This window comes from Comamonas testosteroni (assembly GCF_000761245.1).
In the GTDB taxonomy this organism is placed as follows: Bacteria; Pseudomonadota; Gammaproteobacteria; order Burkholderiales; family Burkholderiaceae_C; genus Comamonas; species Comamonas testosteroni_C.
In genome coordinates, this window is record NZ_AWOR01000068.1 from 186,927 (window position 1) to 200,305 (window position 13,379).

11 protein-coding genes and 2 tRNA genes are annotated in these 13,379 nt (G+C 63.5%); 9 read left to right on the forward strand and 4 right to left on the reverse strand.

Going from position 1 to position 13,379, the window contains the following annotated elements; genetic code table 11:
• Positions 1–239: 239 nt before the first annotated feature.
• Positions 240–2,687: a DUF3772 domain-containing protein gene (locus P353_RS19805; protein ID WP_034373422.1), complete on the forward strand. Its 2,448-nt coding sequence runs from the start codon at positions 240–242 to the stop codon at positions 2,685–2,687.
• Here P353_RS19805 and P353_RS19810 read toward each other — a convergent pair.
• Positions 2,627–3,655: an esterase/lipase family protein gene (locus P353_RS19810; RefSeq protein ID WP_420093393.1), complete on the reverse strand. Its 1,029-nt coding sequence runs from the start codon at positions 3,653–3,655 to the stop codon at positions 2,627–2,629. The genes P353_RS19805 and P353_RS19810 overlap by 61 nt on opposite strands.
• Positions 3,656–3,831: 176 nt before the next feature.
• Here P353_RS19810 and P353_RS19815 point away from each other — a divergent pair, with 176 nt between their 5' ends.
• The 5 genes from P353_RS19815 (at position 3,832) to P353_RS19835 (ending at position 7,471) form a co-directional block, all read left to right on the forward strand.
• Positions 3,832–5,541, forward strand: a complete 1,710-nt coding sequence (locus tag P353_RS19815; protein ID WP_034373425.1) for an AMP-binding protein — start codon at positions 3,832–3,834, stop codon at positions 5,539–5,541.
• A 66-nt stretch (positions 5,542–5,607) separates the two neighbouring features.
• Positions 5,608–5,682, forward strand: a tRNA-Val gene (locus tag P353_RS19820).
• Positions 5,683–5,688: 6 nt separating this feature from the next.
• Positions 5,689–5,763 (forward strand) — tRNA-Val (locus P353_RS19825).
• A 158-nt stretch (positions 5,764–5,921) separates the two neighbouring features.
• Complete coding sequence (locus P353_RS19830; RefSeq protein ID WP_034373428.1) at positions 5,922–6,374, forward strand: bacteriohemerythrin; 453 nt, start codon at positions 5,922–5,924, stop codon at positions 6,372–6,374.
• A 134-nt stretch (positions 6,375–6,508) separates the two neighbouring features.
• Positions 6,509–7,471: an MBL fold metallo-hydrolase gene (locus P353_RS19835; protein WP_034373431.1), complete on the forward strand. Its 963-nt coding sequence runs from the start codon at positions 6,509–6,511 to the stop codon at positions 7,469–7,471.
• A gap of 7 nt (positions 7,472–7,478) precedes the next feature.
• On the opposite strand, the gene P353_RS19840 is transcribed toward P353_RS19835, so the two are convergent.
• Both P353_RS19840 and P353_RS19845 read right to left on the reverse strand, forming a co-directional pair.
• Entirely contained in the window at positions 7,479–7,754 is a 276-nt protein-coding gene (locus P353_RS19840) for a DUF2798 domain-containing protein (protein ID WP_034373434.1), read from the reverse strand.
• Complete coding sequence (locus tag P353_RS19845; RefSeq protein ID WP_034373436.1) at positions 7,747–8,547, reverse strand: siderophore-interacting protein; 801 nt, start codon at positions 8,545–8,547, stop codon at positions 7,747–7,749. Before P353_RS19845 ends, P353_RS19840 begins: the two co-directional genes overlap by 8 nt.
• A 67-nt stretch (positions 8,548–8,614) precedes the next feature.
• Between P353_RS19845 and P353_RS19850 the strand changes: the two genes are divergently transcribed.
• From P353_RS19850 to P353_RS19860, 3 genes are all read left to right on the forward strand, one after another.
• The gene (locus tag P353_RS19850; RefSeq protein ID WP_034373438.1) at positions 8,615–9,058 is read left to right on the forward strand and encodes a MarR family winged helix-turn-helix transcriptional regulator; all 444 of its coding nucleotides are present in this window, start codon (positions 8,615–8,617) and stop codon (positions 9,056–9,058) included.
• Between the two features lie 339 nt (positions 9,059–9,397).
• Positions 9,398–11,713 carry a catecholate siderophore receptor Fiu gene (locus P353_RS19855; protein WP_034373441.1) on the forward strand — a complete coding sequence of 772 codons (2,316 nt, stop codon included), beginning with the start codon at positions 9,398–9,400 and terminating at the stop codon, positions 11,711–11,713.
• A 196-nt stretch (positions 11,714–11,909) separates the two neighbouring features.
• Positions 11,910–12,590 carry a Fe2+-dependent dioxygenase gene (locus P353_RS19860; protein WP_034373444.1) on the forward strand — a complete coding sequence of 227 codons (681 nt, stop codon included), beginning with the start codon at positions 11,910–11,912 and terminating at the stop codon, positions 12,588–12,590.
• A 15-nt stretch (positions 12,591–12,605) separates the two neighbouring features.
• Here P353_RS19860 and P353_RS19865 read toward each other — a convergent pair whose 3' ends face one another.
• Positions 12,606–13,178 carry a DUF4124 domain-containing protein gene (locus P353_RS19865; RefSeq protein ID WP_034373447.1) on the reverse strand — a complete coding sequence of 191 codons (573 nt, stop codon included), beginning with the start codon at positions 13,176–13,178 and terminating at the stop codon, positions 12,606–12,608.
• Positions 13,179–13,379 lie beyond the last annotated feature (201 nt).

Genomic DNA, 13,379 nt, shown 5'->3' on the forward strand with positions numbered 1-13,379 from the left:
AGCGGATGTATACCGGCACGCGCCCTGGCAAGCGCGAGGTCACGCGCCGAATTTTCAGACGGAAATTCGGCTCCATCCCTTTTCAGCAAAGCGCATACAGCTCCATTTCCCATAGCATTCGATGCGCAATACCGGGGCTGCAAGCCCTGCTTGGCCCGGCTGCGCCCTGAAACCCTGCCCGCTGCATTGCACCTATAGTGAGCGCCAGAGGCAAACTGCCGCCCACTCACTTCTTCACAATGCATTACCGCTGCAACCACCTGCTGCGCTGGCTTTTAGCGCTCCAACTTTGCATAGGTCTGGCCGTCGCGGCCGAGCTGCCTGCCAATGGCGATATCCAGACCACCTCCATCGCCCAGATTCAACAGGCATCGAACACACTGGACAAGGTACGCCAGTCGCTGGACGATGCCGACACCTCCGAAACGCTGCAGGCCCTGTCCGAAAAAGCCCTGCAGTCCAAACGCGATGCCGACAATGCCGTCACTGCGCTGGAGCCGCTGCTCAAGCAGATCGATGCCCGCATTGCCCAGCTGGGGCCGGTAGCCGAAGGCAGTGAGGAGTCCCCCGAACTGAGCCTGCAGCGCAAGGATCTGGCGCAGCAGCACAGCGAGCTGGACTCTGCGCTCAAGCGCGGCAAGCTGTTGTCCATGGAGGCCAAGCAGACCACGGACAGCATCGAGAAAATCCGTACCCAGCAGTTCAACGCGCAGATCGCCCGCAAGGTGGCGTCCCCGCTGTCGCCTTCGCTGTGGAAGCAGTTTGCCGAGCATCTGCCGACCGACCTGCAACGCATTGCAGCCCTTGCACGCCAGGGCCAGGCCAGCTTTGCAGCAGCCATAGCCGAGCATGGCTGGTCGGCCACGCTGACCGGCATTGCCCTGGCGCTGTTTGTGATGTTTCCGCTGCGCATCGGCCTGCGCTATGCGGGCCGAAAATTTGCGGCCTCCGAACGCGCGCCCAACGGGCGGCTGCGCCGCACGGGTCTGGCCGTCTGGATGCTGGTAGTGGGCACGGCCCTACCCGGCCTGGCCAGTCTGATATTCATCGAGAGCCTGCGCTCCATAGACGCGATTGCACCGCGCCTGCAGACCGTGGCCGATGCCTGGATTCAATCCTCATTTGTCGCGGCCTTCTTCCTCTCCGTCAGCGCCTGCCTGCTGGTGCCAAAGCGTCCGACCTGGCGACTGCTCAACATCGACGACATTGCCGCCCCTGCGCTCACACGCTTTGCCTGGGGAGCCGCCGGTCTGACCTGGTTTTCCATGATGCTCAACGCGGTGGACATTGCCGCACGCACCAGCGCCGTCAGCAGCGTGGCCCTGGACGGACTGATTGCACTGATCTATGCCGTGCTCATCATGTCGGTGCTGATGGTCATCAACAAGCAGCGCAAGCGCCAGCAACTGGCCGAGCGCGAGAAAGCCGCCCACCATGGTGACGATTACCGACCTGCGACCACCAGCCGCTGGCTGATGCTGGCCTGGCTGGGTGGGCATCTGACGGTGCTGGCCGCACTGATCGCGGCGCTGATCGGCTATCTGAACTTTTCGGTCTTCGCGGCCACGCAAATGGTCTGGATCACGGTGGTGGTTCTGGCCACCTCGCTGCTGATGAAGTTTGCCGACGACCTCTTTACCTGGCTGTGCTCCAGCGAGAGCCGTATCGGCCAGGGCTTCGCTGCCGGCACGGGGCTCAAGCCCTCGCGTCTGGAGCAGGTCGGCGTGCTGCTGTCGGCCTTCACGCGTGTCTGTCTGTTGCTGCTGGGGCTGATGGCGCTGATCGCGCCCTTTGGCAACTCCAGCAGCCTGATCGTGCTGGCCGATACGCTGACCAACGGCCTGCCCGTGGGCGACTCCTTCCTGCGTCCCATGACGATTTTGCGCGGCCTGCTGGTGCTGGTGGCGGGACTGACGCTGTTTGGTGCCTTGCAGCACTGGCTGGTGGAGACCTTTCTGCCCAAGACCGAGCTGGACATCGGCGCACGCAACTCCATCAGCACCGTGGCCCGCTACACCGGCATTTTGCTGTCCGGCCTGTGGACGCTGGCGGCCCTGGGCATAGGCTTCGAAAAAGTGGCTTTGCTGGCCAGCGCCTTGTCCGTCGGCATCGGCTTCGGCCTGCAGGCCATCACGCAGAACTTTGTCTCGGGCCTGATTCTGCTGGCCGAGCGCCCCGTGAAGCTGGGCGACCGCGTGCGCATCGGCGATCAGGTCGGCGACATCCGCCGCATCAGCGTGCGCGCCACCGAGATCCAGACCGATGACAAATCCACCGTCATCGTGCCCAACTCGGAGTTCATCACCAAGTCCGTGCAGAACCTGACCATGGATGGCGCGCTGGGCCGCATCTCGATCGCGTTCTCGGTGCCGCTGAACACCGATATCGTCAAGCTGCGCGAGGTACTGCTGGGCCTTTATGCCGAGCATGAGGCCGTGCTGAGCACCCCGGCCCCTTCAATGTATGTGGACTCCATCAATGGCAGCGTGGTCAACATCACCAGCTTCGGCCATGTCTCGAGCTCGCGCAATGTCTACAGCACGCGCAGCGACCTGCTGTTCGGGCTGCTGCAGCGCTGCGCCGAGCAGAAGATCGCCCTGGTCTCCGCCACCGACATCCACCTGATTCAGGATCCGCAGGCCCGTGCCCCGGCATCGGCTGCCGAGGCACCTGCCTCGGCGGCCTGATACCGCTGCTGCAGTCGCTCCTGCAGTTGCGCGTGCAGCTGCAGGCAGTGCTGCCAGACCCGCGCATCAAACAGCAGCTGCATATGCGCTGCATCGTCGACCTGATGGCGCTGCGCATTCGGCAGGACAGCCAGATCGGGCGGAAAGACGATGTTGTCGCTGCTGCTGCACCAGCAGCTGAATGACACATCCTCGGGCGGCGGCCCCAGCCGCTGCAGCCAGTCGCTGCCCTCGCGCATCTCCACGGCCGGCAGGCGCTGCGCAAACCGCGCCAGCCAGGCGCCGCCATGCGGCGTGGCCACGGTGACCACATGGGCCGCATGGCGCGCGCTCTCACCGGCATCAAGCCGCTTGAGCCAGGCCCGCACCACCAGACCGCCCATGCTGTGCGCAACCAGAAGAGGGGCACAGCCGGTTTGCTGGACCATGGCTTTCACGCATCTGTCGAGATCGTCCACCATGGCGTCGACAGGGCTGCCATGCGCGGGCTCCAGCGTCATGGCCATGCAGGCAATGCCGCGCGACTTAAGCCTGCGCAGCCAGACGGTCCACACGCCACGGTTGCAGAAATAGCCGTGCACCAGCACCACGCCCACCTGCCCTTGCACCTGCCCTTGCACTGGCCCTTGCACCTGCTTGCCCTCGCGATCCACAGGCACTCCATCTGGCTCGGCATGTTCGCCAAAAGGAATCTGCCAGCCAAACAACCGCCAGGCCCAGCGCCACTCCGACAGCCAGGCGCGCAGCGCAATCATGGCGGATGGCAGCGGCACACCGCGGCGGCGCAGCACCATGCGCATCATCAGCATCTGCGTGCCCAGCTGCAGTCCGGCACCGCCCGCAATCAGGGCTGCGCCGGCCAAGGCCGTCGCGACCGAGCGCGGCCACCAATAGCCGCACCAGAGCAGCAGCGCCAGCCAGCTGCCCATCACCACTGCGCGCCAGAACCAAGTATTCAAAGCCTGCACCTCCAAGCACTAGCGTAGCAAGCATGCCGCTCAGCGCCTAGGACAAGCCCCCGTAGACCCTGACAGAGCGCATCCGCAGAATCAGCCGCAGCGCAGTTTTTGCACGCTGGCTTTCTTTGTTCAACCCGCCGCCCGCTTCCCTGGACGACGAGCGGCTTCTGCAAGGTACCTCTTCTATGGACGCTGCCGCTCCCTGGTTCAAGAACTATCCGCCCAATGTGCCGCACGATGTACAGCCCGAGCAGTACCGCTCGCTGGTACATCTGCTCGAAGAAGCCTTTTCCCAGCATGCGCAGCGGCCGTTTTCCGTCTGCATGGACCGCTGGATGAGCTATGCTGAGCTGGAGAAGCTATCCGCACAGATGGGGGCCTGGCTGCAGGGCCTGGGCCTGGAGCCAGGGGCACGCGTAGCCATCATGCTGCCCAATGTGCCGCAGTTCGCCGTCAGCATGGCCGGCGTGCTGCGCGCAGGCTTTACCTGCGTCAACGTCAACCCGCTCTACACCGCGCGCGAGCTCGAGCATCAGCTCAAGGACTCGGGTGCCACGGCCATTATCATCCTGGAGAACTTTGCCCACACCCTGGCCCAGGTGCTGGAGCGCAGCCATATCCGCCATATCTGCCTGACCAGCATGGGCGATCTGCTCGGTGGCCTGTACGGCAGCTGGATCACCTTTGCCGTGCGCCACCTGGCCAAGATGGTGCCGGCCTTTGACCTGCCCCTTGGTTCGGATTCAGGCGCCGGCAGCCAGCCGCGCCAGGTCACCCAGTTCAGCAAGGCCCTAGCCGAGGGCGCTGGACGCAAGCTCATCCCCAGCACGGCCACGCTGGACTCGATTGCCTTTCTGCAATACACGGGCGGCACAACAGGCCTGTCCAAGGGGGCAGTACTGACCCATCGCAATATCGTCGCCGCCACGCTGCAGGCCCATACCTGGTTCACCCCTGCGCTGGAAGGCAGGGTCAAGGCCAATGAAACCCATATCGTGGCGGCCTTGCCGCTCTATCACATCTTCGCGCTCACCGTGAGTCTGTTCGCCATGCGACTGGGCGGCAGCCTCAGTCTGATCCCCAACCCACGCGATATCCCGAAATTTGTGAAGGTGCTCAAGAAGCGGCCCTTCCATGTGCTGCCTGCCGTGAACACCTTGTTCAATGCGCTGCTCAACAACCCGGAGTTCCGCCAGCTCGATTTCTCTCAGTTGTTCATCTCCCAGGCCGGCGGCATGGCGGCGTCCGAAGGCACGGCGCGCCAGTGGCAGCAGGCCACGGGCTGCGCCATGATTGAAGGCTGGGGCATGAGCGAGACCTGCGCCATAGGCACGAACAATCCCGTCACCAACAAGGAGTTCACCGGCACCATAGGCCTGCCTCTGCCCAGCATCTCGGTCGCCATCAAGGACGATGAAGGCCGCAACCTGCCCAACGGCCAGGCGGGAGAGCTGTGCATCAAGGGGCCCAACGTCATGCACAGCTACTACAACCAGCCTGCAGAGACCGCCAAGGCCTTCACGGCCGATGGCTATATGCGCACCGGCGATATCGGTGTGCTGGACGACGAGGGATACACCCGCATCATCGACCGCAAGAAGGACATGATGGTGGTCAGCGGCTTCAACGTCTATCCGAACGAGCTGGAAAACGTCATCTCCATGTGCCCCGGCGTGCTCGAATGCGCAGCCGTGGGCGTCAAGGACGATCAGCAGGGCGAATCGATCAAGGTCTATGTGGTGCGCAGCGACCCCTCGCTGACGGAAGACCGGGTCATGCGCTACTGCCAGGAGCAACTGACAGGCTACAAGCGACCACGCTATATCGAGTTCCGCGACGAGCTGCCCAAGACCAATGTGGGCAAGATCCTGCGGCGCGAGCTGCGGTCGAACTGAGTTTTTTCAGAAAATTTACGAGTTTTCCCGAAGACTTCCAAAGTTGCTGCTAGAATTGCGGTCTTCGGGTGATTAGCTCAGCGGTAGAGCACTGCCTTCACACGGCAGGGGTCACATGTTCGATCCATGTATCACCCACCAGTTAAAGCGCGATTAGCTCAGCGGTAGAGCACTGCCTTCACACGGCAGGGGTCACATGTTCGATCCATGTATCGCGCACCAGACAAAGCCTCTTGAATTTCGGTTCAAGAGGCTTTTTCTTTGCCCGCACGGCAGACCGCCCCCTCTTTTGGAGGATGCCTGCCCACCGATACGGCTTGCATAATGGTCTTCAGAGACAAACTGCGCACACGCCGCAGCATTCACAAGAAGACATTGCCATGAGCCACACCGCCACCCTGGTCTGGGGAGACCATCTGCTCATGGGCCACGGGCCCATGGACGAGCTGCACGAGGAATTCGTCAAGCTGATTGCCCTGCTGCAAACCGCCGAAGACAGCGAGCTGCCCAGTCTGCTGCAAGCCATGCAGACCCATCTGCAGCACCACTTTGCCGAAGAGGACCAGTGGATGCTGAGTACCGCCTTCCCTCCGCGCGACTGCCATATCGACGAGCATGCGGCCGTGCTCAAGTCCGTGGCAGAAGTCCGCGTCAAGCTCGCCGAAGGCAATGTCGCCCTTTGCCGCGATCTGACCAAAGCCCTGGCGGACTGGTTTCCCGGCCACGCCACGCATCTCGATTCGGCCCTGGCTCACTGGCTGTCCAAGCAGCGCTTTGGCGGCAAGCCCGTGGTGATTCGCCGCAACATCCTGTCTTCGGCCGAGTCGCACTGAGCAGCACTGAGCAGCACTGAGCAGCACTGAGCAGCACTGAGCAGCACCGAGCAGCCCGCCCGCGCGACAGCTGCACGATGAGCGGCCTGCTAGGCTTGAGCAAAACACAAAGCACCGCACAGGAGACCAGCCCGATGAATGCATCCCCGGCAATGCATGTCCCACTGCCGCCCGGCATGACCGTGCTGGAGCGCGGCTGGCTGTCGGCCAACAACATCGTCTTTGCCGCGCAGGCCGGCGATGCCGAAGGCGCTGCCGTCATCGACACCGGCTATGTCACGCATAGCGCGCAAACACTGGCGCTGATCGAAAGCACGCTGGCAGGTCAGCCGCTGGCGCGCATTCTCAACACCCATCTGCACAGCGACCATTGCGGCGGCAATGCCGCACTGCAGCTGGCTTATCCACAGGTGCAGACCTTCATCGCACCGGGCCAGGCCGAGCAGGTACGCCGCTGGGAGGAAGCCGCCCTCAGCTACGCCCCCACGGGCCAGGAATGCCCGCGCTTTGCCATCACGGGACTGCTGCAGCCAGGCAGCACGGTACGCCTGTCGGGCCGCGACTGGCAGATCCATGCAGCCCCCGGCCATGATCCGCATTCGGTGATTCTGTTCGAGCCCGACAGCCGCATCCTGATCTCTGCCGATGCGCTATGGGAAAACGGCTTTGGCGTGGTCTTCCCCGAGATCGAAGGCATTGCCGCCTTTGACGAGGTCGCCGCGACCCTGGACGTGATCGAGCGCCTGGAGCCCCGCCTTGTCGTGCCCGGACACGGCGGCTTGTTTGGCGATGTGCAGGCGGCTCTGGGCATTGCCCGCAAGCGGCTGGCCGGCTTTGTCCAGGCGCCGCAGCGCCATGCCAGCTATGCCGCCAAGGTGCTGCTCAAATACAAGCTGCTGGAGTGGCAAAGCATCAAAGTGCAGGATCTGCAGCGCTGGATTCATGCCACCCCCTATTTCGGCATCCTGCACCAAAGCTACTTTGGTGAACAAACGGAACAGCAATGGCTGGACAGCCTGATCGCAGGCCTGGTTGCCAGCGGCGCGGCCGAGCTGCAGCGCGATGCGACCGGCGCCCCCGTCCTGCTCAATCAATAAGGCACGCTCAGGGCTGCACTGTGGCGGCAACCAGCCGCATGACCAGCGGACGCACCAGCACCACGCATGCAAAGGCCGAAGGCATGGCCAGCGCATAGGCCTTGAGCACCCGCCACCCGTAGCCTGCGCCCAGGCCGCCGTTGGCAGCCACGATGATGCAGCACATGAAGAACGCCATGATCAGCGCCATGTAGAAGGCAAACACCAGGGGCGTGTGGCGCTTGTGCAGCTTGCGACGCCGTATTGCTGCGGATCGCGAAGGCCGGCTTCCCTCTTCAGTCATTCGCGCTCAGTTCCTCGTGGTGAGCGGCCTCGCCCTGCTTCCAGTAGGACGCAATCCGCATGCGCTTGGGATTGGCACCGGGCTTGGCCAGAATGCGCTTGCGCAGATCGGCCATGGCACGATTCTCGCCAGCCGCCCAGACAAAGCCCTCGCCTTCGGGCAGCTCCAGGGCATCGACGGCAGCGGCCAGGGACGGCACCCACTGCAGATCCAGCTGCGCAGCACTGCTCCAGCGGCGCTGGTCTGCCGGATTGGCGATCTGCACCCGCACGATGGCGCGGCTGCCGGCCGGCAGTTCCGCCAGACGGCGCTCCATGGCGGGCATGGCGCTTTCATCGCCCAGCAGCACATGCCAGTCCAGATCGGCGGGCACGACCAGGCTGCCGCGCGGGCCGGCCAGACCCAGCCACTGACCAATGGGTGCCGTGCGCGCCCATTCCACGGCCGGGCCCGAGCCATGCTCGGCGAACTCCAGCTGCAGCGTGTTGCGGGCGGCGTCATAGTTCAGAGGCGTGTAGTCGCGCATGGTGGGGCGCTCGCCGTCGATATGGGGGCGACCGTCGACCATCTGCGGCAGATTGGGCCTGTCCATCCCGGCCTGGGGCAGGATGAGCTTGGTATGGTCGTCAAAGCCCGCGCTGACAAAGCCTGCCAGGCCGGGGCCGCCCACGGTCAGGCGGATAAAGCCGGGGCTGAGCTGCTCGCGCGCCAGCAACTGCACATGGCGTGAGCGGAATTCGTGGCGTACACGCTGCATGATGGACACTGTCTCGGTGTTGGACATGATTTTCATTAAGTTGATAAAGTCCACGAAATATCCATTAATAAGTTGACTAAGTCAACAAACAACCTTTCCCACCATGAGTTCATCCATCGCTGCCGAAGTGTTCGAGGTGCTGCACGATCTGCTGCACCTGTTTCGCGCGCGCCTGCTTGAGTCGCTTGAAGCGGTACAACCGGGGCTGACCTTCAACGAATTCCGCATCCTCATGCACACCGGTCGCCACCCCGGCATCACGCAAAAGGAGCTGGTCGAGCACAGCCACACCGACAAGGCCCAGATGGCGCGCACCCTGGCCCAGTTGCAGGACAAGGGCTGGCTGGAGCGCTCGGCCAGCGAAGCCGACAAGCGCGTGCGCTGCCTGCAGCTCAGCGCCCAGGGACAGCAGCTGTTCGATCAGCTCAGACACCGGCGCGAGCAGATAGCCACCGAGCTGCTCAGCGACTTTCCCCAAGCCCAGCAGGGCTTGCTGCACGAGCTGCTGCTGCAGGCCAGGGACAGCGCCCAGGCTACGCGACCATAAAGACTCTCAAAAAAGAAGCAGGCAGCGCATGTTGTTCGGTGATTTCAATGCTCTATCGCTTTGAAATGCAGATATGAAGGGCGATAGACGCTCTCATATTCGAAGTGAAGCGAGCGCCCGCCTATCCCGACCATGTTGCCATGCAACAACGTCAGACATGATTCTCCGTAAACTTTCGCAAAGTTTTATTAAGAATCATTATCATCTGCTGCATTCGTACCCGAGTACGCTTTAGCCAGCCAGGACTTCGCCCGGACGCCACCCTCGTCCGCGGTCGCATCACAAGTGCAGACAGCCCGTACCAGCCAGCCAACTGTCTTCACTCCCAGTCCTTTCAACATGGCTCAATCCAACATCTATATCCAAAGCCGCAAGCATTCTGCGGGCCGCTTGCCCTCCTCCGCCGGTCTGCTCGCCTGCGCCACCGTGCTGGCCGGTGCCACGCTGGCACTGCCGGCACAGGCCCAGTCCGCCGAAACCACGCTCAAGGAAGTCAAGGTGGAAGGCAACGCCGACACCGGCTACACGCCCGGCCAGCTGTCCTCGCCCAAGTTCACCCAGCCGCTGGTCAACACCACGCAGACCGTCAACATCATCAAGGAGCAGCTGCTGCAGGAGCAAGGCGCGACCACGCTGACCGAGGCGCTGCGCAATGTGCCCGGCGCCGGCACCTTCTACGCGGGCGAGAACGGCAACACCAGCACGGGCGATGCCGTCTATATGCGTGGCTTCGACAGCTCCAGCAGCATCTATGTGGACGGCGTGCGCGACATCGGCTCGATCTCGCGCGATATGTTCAATATCGACCAGGTCGAGGTCACCAAGGGCCCGGCCGGCACGGACTACGGCCGCAGCGCGCCCACGGGTGCCATCAACCTGGTGAGCAAGCAGGCCAATCTGAACAACAGCTTCGGCGGCTCCCTGGGCCTGGGCTCGGCCAGCTACAAGCGCGCCAGCATCGACCTGAATCGCGTCATCAATGCCGAGACCGGCACGGCCGTGCGCCTGAATGCCATGGCACAGGACGCCAATGTGGCGGGCCGCAACGGCATCGAGAACAACCGCTGGGGCATTGCGCCCTCGTTTGCCTTCGGCCTGAACTCGCCCACCCGCGTGTTCGTGAACCTGCTGCACATCAAGCAGAGCAATGTGCCCGACGGCGGCGTGCTGACCATGGGCCTGCCCGGCTACACCTCGCCGGACCCCGCCAAGCGCGGCTATCTGAGCGGCGCGGCGCGCGTCAACAGCAAGAACTTCTACGGCACGGCTTCCGATCACGACGATGTGACGGCCACCATGGCCACGCTGAAGGTGGGGCATGACTTCTCCGCCACCACCAAGCTGCGCAACACCACGCGCTGGGGCGAGACCAAGCAGGACTATCTGCTGACCGCCTTCATGGCAGGCAGCACCCAGCTGATCACGCCCAATGCCAACGACCCGTCCACCTGGACCATGTCGCGCAACATCAATACCAAGGATCAGGTCAACCGCATCCTGACCAACCAGACCAATCTGAGCACCAGCCTTGTCGCCGGCAGCGTGCAGCATGATCTGAGCCTGGGGCTGGAGCTGACACGCGAGGAACAGACCAATTACGGCCTGGCCACCAAGGGCACGGTGCCCGCGGTCAGCGTCTACAACCCGGACTCCAGCATCTTGCTGCCCGACTACCAGCGCAACGGCGCCGACAGCAAGGGCAAGACCGACACCGTGGCGCTGTATGCCTTCGACACGCTGAAGTTCAACGACCAGTGGCAGGCCAACCTGGGCCTGCGCCTGGACCGCTACAAGACCTCGTACAACGCCATGGCGGCCTGCACGGCCACATCGACCACCCAGCCCTGCGGCAGCAACCCCGTGGGCACCGTGGTGCCCACCACATCGGACGGCCTGAGCAAGTCCGGCACCTTGCTGAGCTGGAAGGCCGGCGTGCTCTACAAGCCCGCGCCCAATGGCAGCGTCTACCTGAACTACGCGCTCTCGCAGCAGCCGCCGGGCGGCAGCAACTTTGCACTGTCGGCCGCCGTGAACAATGCCGCCAACCCCAATATGGACCCGCAAAAGGCCAAGACGCTGGAGCTGGGCAGCAAATGGGAGCTGGCGGAAAAGAACCTGATGCTCAGCGGCGCGCTGTTCCGCACCGAGGTCACCAATGAGATCGTCACCAACTCCGACGGCACCGTGGGCCAGACCGGCAAGAAGATCGTGCAGGGCCTGGAGCTGGGCGTGATCGGCCAGATCAACAAGGCCTGGGGCGTGAGCGCGGGCTACACCGTGCAGAACACCAAAGTCGACACCGGCGCCCTGGTGGCAGCCGACGCCAGCAACGGCCTGACCTATACGCCCAAGAATGCCTTCAGCCTGTGGAGCACCTATCAGCTGCCCTTCGGCCTGACGATTGGCGGCGGCGCGCGCTATGCGGGCGGCCTCAAGCGCGGCACCGACGGTGCCGTGGGCACGCCCAACCACACAGACTCCTACTGGGTGTTTGACGCCATGGCCAGCTACCGCGTGAACAAGAATCTGGACATCCAGCTCAATGTCTTCAATCTGTTCGACAAGGACTATGTGGCGGCCATCAACAAGAGCGGCTACCGCTACTTCCCCGGCATTGCACGCTCGGCCCGTCTGACGGCAAACTTCAAGTTTTAAGAGGGAACACCCCCTGCGCGACTGCGTCGCTTCCCCCTCTCTGGCGCTGAGCGCCGGAGGGGGACGACATCTTCGCTGCGGGGCGGCCCTTGCTTGATGTCTCTGGCTTGGGCCATGCCAGCTTGAAGGCTACGCCTTATGTTTACGCTTTCAGCCCCGCGCCTGCGGGGCTTTCCCGTCCGAGGAAATTCAAAAAATGATGCTGCACATCCCCAATGTCCTGAGCCGCGAGCAGGTCGCCAGCATGCGTGCCGCCATCGATGCCGCCGACTGGGTCGACGGCCGCGCCACCGTGGGCAGCCAGGGCGCCCAGGTCAAGCGCAACCGGCAGCTGCCCGAGCACTCGCCCGTGGCGCGGGAACAGGGCAGCATCATCTTGCAGGCGCTGGAAGCCAGCCCGCTGTTCTTCAGCGCTGCCTTGCCCGCGCGCACCATGCCGCCGCTGTTCAACCGCTACAGCGACAGCGAGACCTACGGCCTGCATGTGGACGGCGCGGCACGCCGCGTCGCGGGCTCCGAGCAGTGGCTGCGCACCGATGTGTCCTGCACGCTGTTTCTCTGCGAGCCCGAGGACTACGAGGGCGGCGAGCTGGTCGTGGTCGACACCTACGGCACGCACGAGGTCAAGCTGCCTGCAGGCGATCTCATCCTCTACCCCTCCACCAGCCTGCACCGGGTCGAGCCCGTCACGCGCGGCGAGCGGGTCTGCTCCTTCTTCTGGGCCCAGAGCATGGTGCGTGACGATGCACGCCGGGCCATGCTGTTCGAGATGGATCAGGCCATCACCGGCCTGCGCGGAAAACTCGGCGAAACCGAGGAGACCGTCAGCCTGACCGGCCACTATCACAACCTGCTGCGCATGTGGGCCGAGACCTGAGGCCCGCTGGAACGCTCAGGGCCGGTGCTTCTCGGCGCAGCCGACCAGATGGTTGTGCATGCTGCTCATGCACTGGTACATATCGCGCGAGCGTCCCGTGGCGGCCTTGCAGTCGCTGACCGTGGCCTGCGAGCGCAGCTTCACGAAGTTGCCCGCCGAGCTGTCGTACTGGGCCTGGGTGATATAGCCGCCCCTGAGGTTTTTCTGGCCGTTTTCCAGCATGGTCTCGATCTGGCTGCGAATGTTGTCGACTGCCAGCGCGCAGTTCAGCGCCACCTCCTTGCCGTCGACCTTTCTCAGGCCCTGGGCCAGACCATCGGCCATTTCCTGAGCGCCCTTGGGCAGCTTCCTGGTGCCGTCGGGATTGCGTGCCTCGGCTCCCTCGCCAAAGCGCCCCGCGCCCGCGCCCGAGCTGCCATTGGGCGAGACCTTGACCTGCGACGCATCCGCCTGCTGCGGCGGCAGTTGCGATCCGTAATGCGTCTGCCCCTGCGCATCCACCCATTTGTAGACGGGCTGCGCCATCAGGGCACCGACCCAGACCAGCCCCAGCGTGGCGATAAGCACGCGGCCTCTTGCTGCTGACATTGCGACTTTCTCCCTCACTCGGTATGGGTCTGCCATGTGCAGAACCGGCACTTGTAAAGAAGTGTAAACAATAATCAGGGATATGAAAACAGGAGCTGCCTGCGCTTTTTCCTCATTGATTTCAGACCTAAAACAGTTTGAAACCGATGAGTGAACTGCGCTGACAGCTCCTGATTCAGAAGCTCATGCCGCGGCTGAAGC